This window comes from Bacillus sp. FSL M7-1345, assembly GCF_038006985.1.
Lineage (GTDB): Bacteria > Bacillota > Bacilli > Bacillales > Bacillaceae_G > Bacillus_A > Bacillus_A cereus_U.
The window spans coordinates 756,983-773,950 of sequence record NZ_JBBOWG010000001.1 but is presented as its reverse complement, the minus strand read 5'-3'; the positions used below and the strand labels follow the sequence as shown (position 1 = coordinate 773,950).

Below are 16,968 nucleotides of genomic sequence, written 5' to 3'. Positions count from 1 at the left end.
TGGGAGTTTTGTTCATCCCCCTCTGAGTATTAGCCTTCACCAATCGGGCGTTTACGGGCAGTTAGTCTCCCACCTAACTTCTTTGCTCCAGCCAAATTTTGAGATGGGAGTTTTACTGCCCACAAATAGCGGGATAATTCTACTGCAATTCGTGAACCAATTCATAACGATATCGTCCCTTTAAATCATGTTTCTTCTATTATATATGTTTCATGTTACGAATATCTTTTTATCATTTAAACTTTCATTTCTCGCGAAAGCTATCAAGCAATCCTATTATTACAAAAATAATATGTAAAAGAACAAATTCAAGGCGTAATTTTTTCCATACTACAACTTATTTTGTAACAATTATATCTCTATTTCATTAAAATTCACCCTATATATATGACTTCACACAAAAAAATATTATATTTTTATAACTAGATTGCGATTCAAACAGTTAAATCCCCCTATTTCGTAACGTTACAGAAACAATTTAGTAACACTTACGATACATTATTAATCTATTAGTAATTAAAATAGTGTTGATTTTATGAATCATATGTTCTAATCCCCTAAAAAACGCAAAGGAAGCGTTAACAGGATATTACTGGAATTATTACAGAATATTAATACCCCGTTACGAAAGCTTTGTAATTCTATGTTTTTCGCAAATAAGAAAATAATGGTTGCTATAATGAGGTCAACGAAAACAAATGCAATGGAGGCTATTATGAAAAAATTTATGGGTATAGCAACAGCAGCGGTTTTTGGTCTTGGGATTTTCACAACATCTGCTAAAGCAGAAACAATCGTAACGACTGATGTACTAAATGTACGAGAAAACCCAACTACTGAATCACAAGTTGTCGGAAAGTTATTAGATGGATATAAAGTTAACGTTTTACATACAGAAAACGGATGGTCAAAAGTTAAATTAAATAGTGGTAAAGAGGCTTTCATAAGCGCTGACTACACAAAAGATACTTACTACGTAACAGCAAACGTATTAAACGTACGTGCTGGTGCAAACACAGACTCAGAAATTCTTGGTAAGTTGAAACAAGATGATGTAATCGAAACAACACACGAAGTGCAAAATGACTGGATTCAATTTGAATATAACGGAAAAACAGCTTATGTTCATGTTCCTTACTTAACAGGTAAAGCACCAGTTAAAGTTCAACCAGCAGTTAAAGTTGAAAAAGCAATTAAAGTTCAAGACACAGCTAAAGTTCGTGAAGCAGTTAAAGCTGGAGAAGTAGCTGAAACTCAAGCAAAAGCTAAAGCTCAAGAAGCAACTAAAGCTCGTGAAGCAGCTGAAGCTCAAGCAGAAGTTAAAGCTCAGGAAGCAGCTAAAGCTCGTGAAGCAGCTAAGGCTCAAGCAGAAACTAAAGCTCAGGCAGATGCTGAAGCTCAAGCAGAAGCTAAAGCTCAAGAAGCAGCTAAAGCTCGTGAAGCAGCTAAAGCTCAGGAAGCAGCTGAAGCTCAAGCAGCGGCTAAAGCTCAAGAAGCAGCTAAAGCTCGTGAAGCGGCTAAAGCTCAGGCAGATGCTGAAGCTCGTGAAGCAGCTAAGGCTCAAGAGGCAGCAGCTGAAGCTCGTAAAGCAGCTAAGGCTCAAGAGGCAGCTGATCGTGAAGCGGCTAATAAGGCTCAAAAACCAGCTACACAACAACCTGTTGCAAAAGAAACTGAGAAAAACACACAATCTTCTTCTCGCGAGTTCCAAGTTGTAGCAACAGCTTACACAGCAGATCCACTTGAAAATGGTTATAAAGCAGGCGACCAAGTAAAATCAGCTTTAGGCCATAACTTAACAGCTAATCCAAACATGAAACTTATTGCAGTTGATCCAAGTGTAATTCCATTAGGTTCAAAAGTATGGGTTGAAGGTTACGGAGTAGCAATCGCTGGTGATACTGGTGGAGCTATTAAAGGAAATAAAATTGACGTTTTAATGCCAGATAAAGGTACATCAAGTAACTGGGGACGTAAAACAGTTACAGTGAAAGTTTTAAACTAGTTAATAAAAAAAGAGTCAGTCTCGTTGTTGAGGCTGACTCTTTTTTATTATTCTTACATTCTTTCTCCTTCTCTCCCGTCCAAATTAAATCTATCCCTTTGAATTCTATATACGATAGACTACTATTTCAACAGAAAAGGAGAGGATGCCATCGCATCCCCTCCTTTTCTTCCCTATTCCACACAAGTAAACTGCGTCCAAGCCCCTACATAATCTAGTAAGAACAACTCCTCTTCAGCAATCGTACCGACAATATTTTTCCGTTCATCTATCGGCATTTCTTTCAAAATGATTTGTAGCTCACCTTTATACTTTCCGAATAGGTTATTACCAATCACCACTTGCCCTCTTTCCTGCAGTACACTTTCGCGTACTGGGAAGTCATAGTCTTTGTACTTTTTACGTACTTCTGTAGAACGTACCATATATTCTGTTATGTCGCCGCGTCTTACGTGTAATTCTTGCAGAGTCGCTCTCTTCTCTACTTCAGTCGCTTCATCTACAAATTGTACTTTCAGCTGCAACATGTAACGATTTAAGTTTCCTAGTTTCTCTAACTCTTCTTCGCTCGCATAAGCATTTCCGATAATGACATCATCGATTAGCCCTGTTGCCCATAAATGTTTCGCTTGTACTTCAATTGGAAGATTACGATGCTCTTCTAATGTACATAATCCGTCGTTAATATCCCATGGACCGATGTTAGCAGCATGTGACGTAATAAAGGCTGCACTGCGAATTCCGTGCTTTTTAAAACGTTCACTACAGCGAATGAAATAGTCGTACGGAAGACCAGTAAATTTTTGCGGATAGAAGTTATGGCAACCAATTAAAGCTGATTTATTCGCTTGATGCGAAAGAATATTTTCTAAGTATGCAATATCGTTACTTACGTTTAGCTCAATTTTTAAACCATATGGATTATTCGTCATTTTCGCTTCTGTTAATCCGTCAAATCCTACATCTAAACGAATACCGTCTGCACCTAACTCTGCAAAGAATGATAGATCACTATAACTAATACCAAGTTGATCGAATACAGCCGGAGCTACATCTAAAATAACTTCCATATCGTGCTCTTTTGCATGATTAATAATTTCTTTAAATTCAGCTACGATTTCCTCTTTCGGACGATTAACAGATAGTAAACAAGTGAATATTCTTGAAAAACCGTGACGTGCCGCTGCTGAAATGTATGCCATATCTTGTTCTTTCGTTGAATGCTCTGGATAAAGTGAAATTCCTAATTTACGCTCCATGCTTTTGCATCTCCTTCACACGTTGTATTAATGCCATGCTCGTAAATCTATATTTTGCAGATAAACATGTCGCACATAAAATCGTTGGTACGATGATAAAGAATGGTGATTGTAAGCTAAATGCTACATAAGCTCCCATTGAACATCCGATAAACAATATCGACACAAGTAGTAAAACTAATAACGATTTACTTTGTACCCATTTTGAATAATGCGCAATGCACTGCCCTGCTACGAATGTAATTAAGATGATAATTGCTCCGAGCATTCTGTTTTCTCCTCTCCTGCTAATTGTTGTTTCTCATACATTTTGAAGAATGGATAGTAAATAACGAATGAGATAACAAAGTTAATAAGTACAAGTACACCAGCCATAATTGTCCAGTCCGTACTAATAATAGCTGCAATTGGCGCTAACATCGTAAATGGCAGCTTTGCCATCATCATCGGAATCATACCTGAAACAACTGCGAAATATGATACTGTCGTTGTAACTAACGGTGTAATAACGAATGGAATAATTAAGATCGGGTTCATTACAATTGGTGCCCCGAAAATAATTGGTTCGTTAATATTGAACAAACCTGGTACGAATGATAGTCTACCTAACTCTTTTAAGAACTTAGATTTAGAGAACATAAACATAATAACTAAAGCTAACGTTGAGCCCGATCCGCCAATCCATACGAACCATTGAATAAATTGCTCTGTGAATAAGTTTGGTAATTGATGTGCATTTCCTGTAGCCGTGAATACTTCCATATTTTCAAGAATTGCTGAATCCCACATCGGACGAATGATTGGTCCTAAAATCGCTGGACCATGTATACCGAACGACCAGAAGAATACGATTAGGAGTACTGTTAATAAACCACCGAATAAATTATTTCCTACTAATACTGACTTTAATGGTGCAATTAAATATGTGATCGTTGTATTTACATCAAATTTCAAACCGTAACGAATACCCCAGAATAAAAGAATAACTACTAAAGTTGGAATTAATGCTGCAAATGAATTTGCAACTGCTGGTGGTACACTATCTGGTAATTTAATCGAGATATTATGCTTAATCATGAAATGATAAATTTCAACTGCAATTAATGCTGTCACAATAGCTCCAAATAAAGACGTAGCACTTAATGTCCCTACTGAAATATATCTTCCTGCATCAATAACACCTGGTACAGCTTTTGTTATTTGAATTGGTTCAACTGATGCTAGTAAAAAGGCGAGTACAGATAATAATCCTGCACTTAACTGATTGAGCTGATAAAAGTTCGCGAGTGAGGCCCCTACCCCAAATGCTGCGTATAAAGCCATTAAACCTACTGTAAATCGGAATGGAATATCTAAAATATGGCGAAACGGTGCAATCCACTCCATATATGCATCAATTGGTAAATTTAAAAAGATAACGAAAAATGACCCGACAATCGTTAACGGTAATGTAGAAATAACTCCATTCCGAATTGCTAATAAATGTCGTTGCCCTGCAATCTTTTGCGTTGTCGGCATAATCTTCTGTTCCATAAAACTCATAAAACCATTCATCGATAACCCTCCCTATGTTCAATCTGTCGAAAACAAAAGTTATAACATTATAATGTTTATATTTAAAAAAATATAATTACGCTAAAACTAACTGTTCAGCTTGCTTAAGTACTTTCAAACCATCACACATGCCATAATCTCGTTGTTCTATAATTGCAACTGGTATATCATATGACTTCGCAAGAAACTCTACCGCTGGAAACAAATACTTCACCTGTGGTCCAATTAAAACAACATCAGCATTTTTTATTTCCAGTTTCACAAGTTCCGAATCGACTGCTTTAATTTTATAATCCTTCCCTTGTTTCTTTGCCTCTTCTTGCATTTTTCTTACAACCATACTCGTTGACATGCCTGCTGCACAACATAATAAAATGTACATATTATACTGTCACTTTCTCTTCCACTCGTTTATGAAGAGTAATAAATTCCTCAGCAAGTTCTTTCACTGTAATGGCATTCATTAAATGATCTTGTGCATGCACTAATAATAAACTTATTTCTGCATGGTTTCCTCTTGCTTCCTCTTGAATTAAATCCGTTTGAATACGATGAGCGGATGATATTTCCTCACTAGCAAGTTCCATCTTTTCACTCGCATTCTGAAAATCTCCTTGTCTTGCAAAAGCGATCGCTTCAAGTGCCGCGCTTCTAGCGTTGCCACCATGTAAAATTAATGCAAATGGAGTTTGCATATCAGTCATTTAAAATTCCTCCAAGCTATGTTTTTTCTATATTCTTATCTTATTATGAAAACGCATACAATTAAACATAAAAAACTTCCGTTATGTAACGGAAGTTTTTATATACTTTTCTTATAAAGATAATAATATCTCTTGGAAATCTTCAATTACTTCAGCCTGAGTTAAGTTCTCTATCGTATTCTGGCTAGACATAATATCATATAAAAAATCATAAAGCTTTTGTAAATCTTCATTATTATTGCGCTTCACACTAAATAAAATAATAACTTGTACTTTCTTATCTCCCCAGTCAACAGCCTTTTCAAGTGTACAAAACATCAAAAATGTTTGCTCACTTAATAACTGCATCGGGTGTGGAATCGCAACTAAATTCCCAACCGCTGTAGGAGATGTGTTCTCTCTCTCTCCATAACAGAAGCATAAAAGTTTGCGGGTACATAACTTTTCGCAGCAGCTTTCTCACATAAAAACTGGATAACCTCTTCTTTCGTAGAAGCACTACGATTTAAGAAGATCAAATCTTCCTTAATATATTGCTGCACACTATTATTCACATGCGTAAATAACTGCTGACCAATCGATTTAATCTCTTTATCATCAAATATTGAATTCACTTTTATAACTGGCACAGGCAAACCACTCGGTATATGAATCGTACTAATAATACAATCTACTTTATCTTTATAAAGGTCTTCTACTTTCAATTGATAATAGCCTGTAATACCTACAATCTCTAATTTATCTCGAAACTGTGATAGAATTTTATATTTCAGTAGCTGTGCACTCCCTTGACCAGTCGCACAAACTAATAAACATCTTTTCTTTTGATTATTTTCTTGTAAACGGCTCATCGCCCCTCCAAAGTGAATGGCAATATAACCAATTTCACTCTCTGGAATGGATTCACCCGTATATTCACCAATTATATCTCCAACGAGAACTGCAATTTCAAAAGCATATGGATAATTTTTTTTCACTTCTGCTAAAAGAGGATTTCTCGTATTTAATTTATATTTCAAACGATTTAATAACGTTTTTAAATGAACACCAAAACCAAATAATAATTCTTCATCATAATAAAAAGTAAGATTCCGTTCTTCCGCTACTTTGAAAAGAATATGCTGCATGAATGCATATACGTCTTTCCCTAATAGTTCTTCCACATTTTCATAGCGATCTCTAGCTGTAACAGCTGTACTTAATAAATGCATCGTCACATATAGAATTTCTTCTTCTGGAAATTGAAGTTTTAGCTCTTCCCCTAAATTCCCTAAAATCTGTTTCGCAATTTTATATTCTTTCTTTATTATAAGTTCAGATTCCTCCACATGCAGTGCTTGAATGTAATGATCATCCCTGCATCTCTTTAAAGCAATCGCAATATGAATTGATAAATTATCAATTTCTATATCTGATAAATATATCGTTCCTCCCTCGATATACTTTAGTATAACCGAGCGGATGAGAGAAATATGGGGTAACGATAAATATGTGTCCGTCTGCTCATAGTTCTCATGAAACGGAGTATGGTCATAACGTGGTAAACCATATTGTGATAAACAAGAGCGAATATTAAATTCTTCTCCCACAATACGTATACCATAATATGGTCTTTTTTCAATCTGTAACTCATAGCGACTACAAATATCCGTAACATCTTTCATAATTAAGTTTACAGTAGATTTACTCACATAAATCTCTTCCGCTAGCTGTGAAAGCTTCATATACCCATCTGTCGTTAAAATACGTTGTAAAATATACGCTACTCTTTCTTCATAAGAAGTTGGAATCTTTTCCGTCTGTTTTTGAAATACATTTAAGCAAAAATCTTCAAACTTCTTAGTTTGTATAATTTCTAGTTCGTACCCATTCCCCCTTTGTGATTCAATTTTCGCTCCGTGTTCTTCCAATATATCATTTAATAATTTTATATCCTTTTGAATCGTCTTCGTTGATACATGTAAACGGCTCGCTAAAAAAGCTCGATTTAACATCGATTTCTCTTCTAAAAACTCCTCTAAAATGGAAATTAATCGCTGATGCACTTTTGTCATAGCTCTTCCTCTCGCTCTATATATATAAAAAGGAAAAAGCTGCTGAAGTCAGTAGTTTTTTCCTTTTTCATTTTCTCTATTTCTTTAATGTAAATCCAAATTTATCCCAAGCTTGTAAATAATCTAATAAGAAAATTTCTTCCTCTACCACTCGGCCAACTACATTTGTTTTTCCTGTATTCACCATATCTTTTAAAGCAATTTGCAATTCACCTTTATATTGACCATACTGTTCATTATCAATTAAAAGATCACCGCGCTTAATTTCGCGCGTATTATGCGGTTTGAACTCTTCTTTTTTATATTTCACACGACTCTGTGTAGAACGAATCATATATTCAGATACATCTCCGCGATAAAAATGCGGTTCGTCTAATACAATAATTCTTTCTAATTCTGTTGTTGTATCATATAGTCCTATATCAAATGTTTGTTTCTCTTTATTTAATGCACCTAGTGCTTGTAATTCTTCCTCTGAAGCATAGGCGTTCGCAATAATAACATCATCAATTAATTCTGTCGCAAATAAATGCTTCGCTTGTGTTGTCATCGGTAATTCACGATGCTGCTCTAACGTACATAACCCTTCTGTTACTGGCCAAGGTCCATATGTTGCATCGAATGATGAAATAAAAGCAGCGGTTCTCATACCGTAATCTTTAAATTGTTTCGAGCATTTAATGAAATGATCGTATGATAATCCTGAATAACGGTGTGGATAGAAATTATGACAGCCAATTAAATTTTCACGATTTGGTCTATGACTCATAATGTTATCTACATACTTCGTACCGTTACTCATATTAATTTCAATTTTTAAGCCGTATGGATTGTACGTCATAATTGATTCTTCTAAACCTGAGAAACCGACATCTAAACGAATACCATAAGCACCTAGTTCATGGAAGAACGATAAATCATTATACGAAATACCTAGTTGTTCAAAAACAGCTGGACTAATATCAACTAATACTTGAAACCCTAACGCATTCGCATGAGAGATCGTTTCCTTAAACTCTTCTATAATCGTCTCTTTTTCGCCATCTACAGATAATAAACATGTGAATACACGTGTAAATCCGTATTTACTTGCTAATGTTACATACTCTTTATCTTCCTCTACTGTCGAATGTTCTGGATAAATAGAAATACCTAATCGTCTCATATGTACACGCCTCTTTCTTCATCATATTGTAAACCTTTTCAAATATATGTAGTGAAAAAGTATGTATCCCCTTCTCGTCCACCACCATTTGAATCCGCTTTCTTTAAAGAAAAAACAATTTCTATCATTCATAACAACTACTAGTCTATACATCTATACTTTACATCTTTTTTTCAAAGTTGTGTAGTCTTTCCACAAATTTGTCAGTTTTTTCGCCTCGAAAATTGTTATACGTTTTCAAGGCACCTTCCTTGACTGTTACATTGACCAATACATATACTCGAAAGAACAGAGATAAAGTGAAACTTTAATCAGTGGGGGTTTTGTTCATCCCCCACTGATTATTAGTTGAACCAATCGGGCGTTTACGGGCAGTTGATCTCCCACCTAACTTCTTTGCTCCAGCCGGATTTTAAGGTGGGAGTTTTACTGCCCGTTAATGCGGGAAAACTTTTATATAGGGGATGAATATATGGGAGAGGCAGTACTCGTAAAACGAGAACCGTTATGGACAAAAGAGTTTATTGCGCTAATTCTAGCAAACTTATGTATGTTTTTAGGATTTCAAATGTTAATTCCAACTTTACCTGTTTATGTGAAAGAAATTGGGGGCACAAGTTCAAATATCGGATTTGTTGTCGGTATGTTTACCGTTGCAGCACTTTTTATTAGGCCGCTAACTGGAAATGCCTTGCAGAAATTCAACAAAAAAATCATTTTAATGATCGGTACCGCTATTTGTTTACTCGCTATGGGCAGTTACCTTTTCGCTTCAACCGTTTTCCTATTGCTTGCCGTTCGAATTTTACACGGAGCTGGTTTTGGTATTACAACGACTACATATGGAACTGTCGTTTCAGATTTAATTCCGCAAGCTCGCCGCGGTGAAGGCATGGGGTATTTCGGTCTTTCTGGAACTATCGCCATGGCGCTCGGTCCGCTTATCGGACTTTGGCTTATGCAAACATATAACTTCACGATTCTTTTTTTATGTGCACTTTCATGCACAATAGTTTCATTAGTATTAACGAAACTACTTCAAATCAAAAAATCGCCGCAACCACCACAGCAAACATCTGGTACCTTTCTCGATGGGTTTATTGAGCGTAAAGCTTTACTTCCTTCATTATTAATATTATGTATTACATTAATGTACGGGGGAATTGGGAGCTTTATCACATTATTTGCTACAGAAGTCGGGATTGCTGATATCAGTCTCTTCTTTTTATTTAATGCACTTGCAATCGCTGTAACCCGCCCGTTTTCCGGAAGATTATATGATGCGAAAGGCCATACATTCGTCATCATTCCAGGAGTTATTATTACGTTTACAGGTATTATTTTGCTGTCATATACAACTACAATTCCGAGCTTAATTATTGCCGCAGCGTGCTACGGAAGTGGTTTCGGAGCAATTCAACCAGCACTACAAGCATGGATGATTGACCGAGTAGCACCGCACCGGAGAGGAGTGGCAACAGCAACATTCTTCTCAGCATTTGATCTTGGAATTGGTGCTGGAGCGATTATTTTTGGATTCATTGCACACTTTACCAACTATGCAACTGTATATCGTTATTCCTCTCTATTACTTATTGCTTTCCTGTTCATTTACATTACAAGCTTACGGAAACAAAAACAGAAAGATAAAATAAACGAAAAAGCCGTTGGGTAATGTTAACTCGCTCCATTTCAAAGTACTTACACTAAAAAAATTATATATACACAAATGCAAAAAAGCAGTGGATTCCAAAAAAATCGCACTGCTTTTTGCATTGTATTGAAAGGTGAACCGCTGTTCTATTTATTCATGTTGTTCGTATGATATTAATATATAGAACGAATTGGAGGAAACATTAATGAAAGCAATATTGTATACAAAATATGGTCCCCCCGACGTACTTCAATTGAAAGAAGTTGAAAAACCTACACCTAAAGACAATGAAATACTAATAAAAATTAATGCGACAACCGTAACAGCAGGAGATATTCGTTCAAGAAGTTTTACAGTTCCCTCTTCGGTTTGGCTACCCGCTCGAATTGCACTTGGCTTTAAACAACCGAAAAAACAAATACTTGGAATGGAATTGGCTGGTGAAGTTGAATCAGTAGGAAAAGACGTTACGCGTTTTAAAGCAGGAGATCAAGTTTTTGCTGCTACCCAAGCAAATTTCGGTTCTTATGCTGAGTACATTTGTATACCTGAAGATGGAGCAGTGTGCATGAAGCCCTCCAATATATCCTATGAAGAAGCCGCAGCCATCCCAATTGGAGCACGTACAGCCTTGTTTTTCCTTAGGAAAGCTAACGTTCGAAGCGGTCAAAACATTCTTATTTACGGAGCTTCTGGAAGTGTCGGAAGTTATGCAGTGCAAATTTCCAAGTATTTCGGCGCAAAAGTTACAGGGGTGTGCAGTAGCTCAAATTTAGAATTAGTAAAGTCCCTAGGAGCTGACGAAGTAATTGATTACACCGCAAGCGATTTTTCTACTATAGACGGAGCTTATGATGTTATCTTTGAAGCCGTAAATAAGAGTACCTTTTCAGATTGTATTAAAATGTTAAAGGAAGATGGTACCTATATAAATATCGTTGAACCGTTACCAAGTGCTCAAATGCTCTGGACTAAATTGACAAGTCGCATGAAACTCATATTAAGTCAAAACGCACCTGAAACTTCCGAAGCATTAAATTTCCTTAAAGAACTTGTTGAGAATGGTAAAATAAAAGTGGTCATTGATAGGCAATACACTTTTGAGGAAATTGTTGAAGCTCACATATATGTTGAAAAAGGACACAAAAAGGGAAATGTCGTCATAAACTTGAAACATAACGACAACTCCTAATAAAGTGAAACTTTAATCAGTGGGTAGCTTTATCTCCCACAAATAGCAGGATAAACAAGCACACTGCACACAGTTTTTACAATACGAAGTACTCAAACTTTTTTAACATAAAAAACCAGGGCAAATTCATATGCGAATTGCTCTTTTTTAATGTTGCAAGCACTCCAAAGAAGTAGATTAATATACTTCAATCATTTTTTCACTTTCATCAGTACACTCATTTCAACCTCCCCATTTCCCCTACATATTTTTCTAACTTTGATCGGAAAATATGCAAAGAACCATTATAAATAAAGTGAAACTTTACTTAGCACACCCAATTTGGATAGTTTATCTCTCCTATTTTTACTATCAATAAATAGTGTGATAAATGTGACTTCTTTACGAAATAGTCCAATACCATGCATGAAAACCAATTAAATCCAGGAGTTTCTTTAAAGAATTGTAAACTTTTTAGTACTTTGTAAATTTAGTGTAAAATTTATAGACAAACCGTTTACAGTGCCTCAAGGTTTAGTTAATAATTACATCGTACATGAAATTTAAGGAGTGGAATGCGTGGAATACAATATTCAAGATATGATCTTCCAGTTCATTGGTGGATTAGGTATTTTCTTATTCGGGATTAAATACATGGGCGATGGACTGCAACAAGCAGCCGGAGATCGTCTTCGCGATATTCTAGATCGTTTTACAACAAACCCTCTTATGGGTGTACTAGCAGGTATGTTAGTTACAGTATTAATTCAATCAAGTTCAGGAACAACCGCTTTAACAGTCGGACTTGTAAGTGCCGGATTTATGACATTAAGACAAGCAATCGGTGTTATTATGGGTGCGAACATCGGAACGACAGTTACTGCATTTATTATCGGAATTAAAATCGGAGAATACGCTCTTCCAATTATGGCAGTTGGAGCAATCTTATTATTCTTCTTTAAAAATAAAAAAGTACAGTCTTTAGGTCAAGTCGTATTCGGATTTGGTATGTTATTCTTTGGTTTAGAATTGATGAGCGCAGGTATGAAACCTCTTCGTTCTTTAGAATCATTCCAAGAATTAATGGTTAGCATGAGTGATAACCCAATCTTAGGAATCGTTGTTGGTACAGTCTTCACTTTAATCGTACAAAGTTCAAGTGCGACAATCGGTATTTTGCAAGAGCTATTCGGCCAGGGTGCAATCGATTTACAAGCTTCCCTTCCTGTATTATTCGGTGATAACATCGGTACAACAATTACAGCTGTATTAGCAGCAATTGGTACTTCTATTGCAGCAAGACGTGCAGCATTAGTTCACGTTATCTTTAATATCGTCGGTACAATTATCTTTACGATTTTATTAGTACCATTTACAAGTTTAATTCAATATTTCCAAACATCATTAAACTTAAATCCAGAAATGACAATCGCATTTGCCCACGGAACATTTAACGTAACAAATGCACTTATTCAATTCCCATTCATCGCTGTATTAGCATGGATTGTAACAAAACTTATTCGCGGCGAAGATTCTGCTATTGATTTCAAACCGCAACATTTAAATCCAATCTTTATTGAACAATCTCCTGCTATCGCACTAACAGAAGCGCAAAAAGAAATTGTTCGCATGGCTGAGTTTTCTTTACAAGGATTAAAAGAAGCAAACCAATTTTTAAATACACAAGAAAAGAAACACGCTGATATGGCTACGCAATTAGAAGCAGCTATTAACAATTTAGATAAAAAAATTACCGAGTATTTAGTTTTACTATCAGAAAAACCACTTTCACATACAGACTCTGAAAAGCATTCAGTTCTAGCAGGTGTTGTTGGAGATATTGAACGTGTTGGTGATCATGTAGAAAACTTAGTAGAACTTGTAGATTTCCAAATTTCAAACCGCGTTTCACTATCAGATGAAGCACTAACTGAATTAAATGAAATGCTTGAATTAACAATTTCGACATTACAAGATGCAATCAATGCTTTAACAAACTTCGACACTGAACTAGCCCAAACGGTTATTGCAAAAGAACGTAAAATTGACCAAATGGAACGTGTTCTTCGTAAACGTCATGTGTTACGTCTGAACGAACGTAGCTGTTCAGGTGATGCAAGCATCATTTTCGTTGATATGGTAAGTAACTTAGAGCGTATCGGTGATCACGCTGTAAATATTGCTGATGGCGTTTTAGGTGAACAAGGAAAAGTAAATTTAAAACAATCATTATAATAGGAAAAGAGACGCTCAAATGAGCGTCTCTTTTTTTCATTTCATCTTTACAACCGTTCTCCCTTTTAACTTTCCTTGCAGTATAAGTGTAAACTTCTCATCTAATTCTTTTAATGTACATTCTTCTGTATAAGATAATAGCTCTGAATTTTTCCACTCATCTGCTAACAATGCCCACACTTCTCTTCTCACATCTACTGGACATTGAACTGAATCTATTCCTAAAAGGCTAATCCCTCGTAATATGAATGGGTATACAGTTGTATTTAATTCATGCCCTGCTACGTTACCACACGTTGTTACACAGCCTCCATACTTAACTACCTTTAAAGAACTTTCTAACATGTTCCCGCCTACAGTATCGACAACCCCAGCATATATTCCTTTAAGCATCGGTCTTCCTGATTCATCACTCAACTCCGCGCGGCGAATCATCTTTTTTGCACCTAAACGTAGCAGTATCTCTTTCTCTTCCATTTTCCCTGTTGCCCCTACTACGCTATATCCTAGCTTTCCTAAAATACTAACTGCTACACTGCCTACTCCGCCCGTAGCACCCGTTACTAAAACATCTCCCGTACTAGGTGTAATTCCCGCTCTAATGAGCTTATATACCGATAAGGCAGCTGTAAAACCTGCTGTTCCGTACATCATACTTTCCTTCAAAGACATTTCTTTTGGTAAAGGAACGACCCAAGATGATGGCACGCGAATATATTCCCCGAAACCACCAGAAGTATTCATACCTAAATCATATCCAGTTACAATAACTTGATCGCCTTCCTGAAAGGCGTTATTTTCACTACTAACTACCTCTCCCGCTGCATCGATACCTGGTGTATGAGGATATGCTCTCGTTACACCTTTATTACCAGTAGCTGAAAGGGCATCTTTATAATTTAATGAAGAATAATGAACACGTATTAATACGTCTCCTTCAGGTAAACTATTAATTTCTCTCTCAACAAGCTTTCTTTCAAATTGATTATTTTCCTTTTCTTTCACGACAATTGCTCGGAATGGTGTATGATTCATTACGCTCTCTCCTTCATCCGTAAAATCCTTCTTTATTATATAAGAAATGCTTTTAAAGCTAACCGATTCTTCTTGGCTATATTTCAACAAATCTTACTTCTCTATCACTTTCTCACAATACATATTTTCATTTCTACTAAAACACATTATACTTGTTCTACATCTTAAAAATAAAATATAGAAAATCTGACTTTTTATAAATAAATTGAATTTTTACGAAATGTAAATGATTTGTAATGTTTTTTTTCGCTAAATTTCATTATAATAAGTGGATATGAGTGTCGTATTTCAATCCAAATGAAGGAGTACAATCAATGGAGCAAAACCCATCTTTGCAAGAAAGTACACGAAATAAGCCGAAAAAAAGTAAGAAAAAAACAAAAATTATTATAAGCGCTATTTTATTCTTTTTAATAGTAGGTGGCGGTTATACTTGGTTTTTAGTAAATAAAGCATCTTCTGCTATTCGAAATGCCGCTCACGATTTAGCGCGCGGTGATAAATCTGATTTACGTGATAAAGCTGTAAAACCTATTACAAATAACGTCTCTGTCTTAATAATGGGTGTTGATGAAAGCGATGTCCGTGGGAAAGAATATGGTGAAGCTATAAGAACGGATGCACTATTACTTGCAACGTTTAATAAAGATAGCAAAACTGTAAAACTATTAAGTATTCCACGAGACACATATACTTATATTCCAGTAGAAAAGAAAAAAGATAAAATTACACACGCTCATGCATTCGGTTCTACCAAAAATGGAAAAGATGGCGGACCACAAGCAAGTATTGATGCAGTTGAAAAATTAACGAATGTTCCTGTCGATTACTTTGTAAAATTTAACTTTAAATCATTTATAAAAATCGTCGATGATTTGGGCGGAATTGAAGTTGATGTACCAGTTGAATTTACTGAGCAAGATAGCAATGATACTGCTGAGGCAATTCATCTGCAAAAAGGTGTTCAAAAGTTAAATGGCGAAGAAGCTCTTGCTCTTGCTAGAACAAGGCACATCGATAGTGATGCGATGCGTGGTCAACGTCAGCAACTCGTTATTGAAGCCATTTTAAAGAAACTAACGAGCGTTGGATCAGTAACAAAAGTTGGTAACATCATTGATGACATTAATGGCCAATTCGTTACGAACTTAACATTCGATGATATGCTTTCATTCTATAAATATGGAGCAGATTCTTCAATTGAGAAATTACAAATTCAAGGTGAAGACTGTTACATGGCAAAAGGTGATGATACATGTAGTAAGTCAGCTGGTGGTGGCCGAACTTACTACTACAATCCAGATAAAAAAGAATTAGCTAATGTTACAAACGAACTTCGTAGTCACCTTGGATTACCTGCCTATACAAAATCAGATTCAGATTCGAAAAAAACAAGCTCAGAGAAAACAAAAGAATCTAAGTCTGAAAATACGAGTGAACGCGAATCAAGTAACGATGAAACTCAAAATAAGAATAACAGTGAAGATACAGAAACATCGTCTAATGACAATGAATAAAGTGAAGCAGTGCTCTATGGAGGTAGAGCACTGCTTCTTTTTAATGCTTTTAAAATAAAAAATCAGAACTTTCCAACTATCTTTTTTAATATTTTTAAATTATAATAAATAATAGTAATCTATTCCAATTATCAGGGGGCTCACACATATGAAAGCTGCAGTAAAACATAACATTTCAGATTTTAAAGAGTACTTAAAATCAAACGATATATACATGGAAGAAAATATAGATGAAAATGATGGTTCGGTACATTTTTCAGTAGGGTTAGAAACAGAAGCTGGCGCAAAGATTCAACTTATCGCTGCTTTCCAAAGCGAACATCCTGCTGTGGATATATACTGCTTCAATGTTGCTCTTGTACCTGATTCAACATCAAAAAATGACATTTTACATGTCATCAATGAATTAAACACATCTTATCGATTTGCAAAATTCACGCTAAACAAACAAAATGCAATTGATATTTCAACATCTCTTGCATTCTCAGAACCAAACTTTAATCCCGCACTTGTCTTTGAACATACGAGAATGCTATATAAACTGGCAAACGATGAATATAAGAACTTAATGAAAGTTATTTGGGCGTAAATAAAAAGATGGTGCTACAAGAGCAC

General features: G+C 35.7%; 13 protein-coding genes and 1 pseudogene. 6 read left to right on the top strand and 8 right to left on the bottom strand.

Going from position 1 to position 16,968, the window contains the following annotated elements:
- The first annotated feature begins 592 nt into the window (after positions 1 to 592).
- A complete protein-coding gene (gene entC, locus MHB76_RS04005) occupies positions 593 to 2,005 on the top strand; it encodes a cell wall-binding protein EntC (RefSeq protein WP_078174044.1) in 1,413 nt (470 codons plus the stop codon).
- Between the two features lie 173 nt (positions 2,006 to 2,178).
- On the opposite strand, the gene MHB76_RS04000 is transcribed toward entC, so the two are convergent.
- The 7 genes and pseudogenes from MHB76_RS04000 to MHB76_RS03970 form a co-directional block, all read right to left on the bottom strand.
- Positions 2,179 to 3,264: a DUF871 domain-containing protein gene (locus tag MHB76_RS04000; protein ID WP_078174045.1), complete on the bottom strand. Its 1,086-nt coding sequence runs from the start codon at positions 3,262 to 3,264 to the stop codon at positions 2,179 to 2,181.
- Entirely contained in the window at positions 3,254 to 3,532 is a 279-nt protein-coding gene (locus tag MHB76_RS03995; protein WP_002150399.1) for a hypothetical protein, read from the bottom strand. The genes MHB76_RS04000 and MHB76_RS03995 overlap by 11 nt, the downstream gene beginning before the upstream one ends.
- The gene (locus MHB76_RS03990; RefSeq protein WP_078174046.1) at positions 3,508 to 4,818 is read right to left on the bottom strand and encodes a PTS sugar transporter subunit IIC; all 1,311 of its coding nucleotides are present in this window, start codon (positions 4,816 to 4,818) and stop codon (positions 3,508 to 3,510) included. Before MHB76_RS03990 ends, MHB76_RS03995 begins: the two co-directional genes overlap by 25 nt.
- Before the next feature lie 76 nt (positions 4,819 to 4,894).
- The gene (locus MHB76_RS03985) at positions 4,895 to 5,200 is read right to left on the bottom strand and encodes a PTS sugar transporter subunit IIB (protein ID WP_002087440.1); all 306 of its coding nucleotides are present in this window, start codon (positions 5,198 to 5,200) and stop codon (positions 4,895 to 4,897) included.
- 1 nt (position 5,201) lies between these two features.
- Entirely contained in the window at positions 5,202 to 5,522 is a 321-nt protein-coding gene (locus MHB76_RS03980; protein WP_002125414.1) for a PTS lactose/cellobiose transporter subunit IIA, read from the bottom strand.
- A 111-nt stretch (positions 5,523 to 5,633) separates the two neighbouring features.
- Positions 5,634 to 7,576 (bottom strand): annotated as a pseudogene (locus MHB76_RS03975) (BglG family transcription antiterminator).
- A gap of 76 nt (positions 7,577 to 7,652) precedes the next feature.
- Positions 7,653 to 8,741, bottom strand: a complete 1,089-nt coding sequence (locus MHB76_RS03970; RefSeq protein ID WP_078174047.1) for a DUF871 domain-containing protein — start codon at positions 8,739 to 8,741, stop codon at positions 7,653 to 7,655.
- 472 nt (positions 8,742 to 9,213) lie between these two features.
- Here MHB76_RS03970 and MHB76_RS03965 point away from each other — a divergent pair, with 472 nt between their 5' ends.
- The 3 genes from MHB76_RS03965 to MHB76_RS03955 all read left to right on the top strand — a co-directional run bounded on the left by MHB76_RS03965 (position 9,214) and on the right by MHB76_RS03955 (position 13,801).
- Positions 9,214 to 10,416, top strand: a complete 1,203-nt coding sequence (locus MHB76_RS03965; protein WP_078174049.1) for an MFS transporter — start codon at positions 9,214 to 9,216, stop codon at positions 10,414 to 10,416.
- A gap of 184 nt (positions 10,417 to 10,600) precedes the next feature.
- Positions 10,601 to 11,587: an NAD(P)-dependent alcohol dehydrogenase gene (locus tag MHB76_RS03960; protein WP_078174050.1), complete on the top strand. Its 987-nt coding sequence runs from the start codon at positions 10,601 to 10,603 to the stop codon at positions 11,585 to 11,587.
- Between the two features lie 558 nt (positions 11,588 to 12,145).
- The gene (locus MHB76_RS03955; protein ID WP_002159186.1) at positions 12,146 to 13,801 is read left to right on the top strand and encodes a Na/Pi cotransporter family protein; all 1,656 of its coding nucleotides are present in this window, start codon (positions 12,146 to 12,148) and stop codon (positions 13,799 to 13,801) included.
- Between the two features lie 36 nt (positions 13,802 to 13,837).
- On the opposite strand, the gene MHB76_RS03950 is transcribed toward MHB76_RS03955, so the two are convergent.
- Entirely contained in the window at positions 13,838 to 14,836 is a 999-nt protein-coding gene (locus MHB76_RS03950; protein WP_078174051.1) for a YhdH/YhfP family quinone oxidoreductase, read from the bottom strand.
- A gap of 314 nt (positions 14,837 to 15,150) precedes the next feature.
- Between MHB76_RS03950 and MHB76_RS03945 the strand changes: the two genes are divergently transcribed.
- Entirely contained in the window at positions 15,151 to 16,353 is a 1,203-nt protein-coding gene (locus MHB76_RS03945; RefSeq protein ID WP_340985720.1) for an LCP family protein, read from the top strand.
- Positions 16,354 to 16,501: 148 nt separating this feature from the next.
- Entirely contained in the window at positions 16,502 to 16,942 is a 441-nt protein-coding gene (locus MHB76_RS03940) for a hypothetical protein (RefSeq protein ID WP_002010734.1), read from the top strand.
- The last annotated feature ends 26 nt before the right edge of the window (positions 16,943 to 16,968 follow it).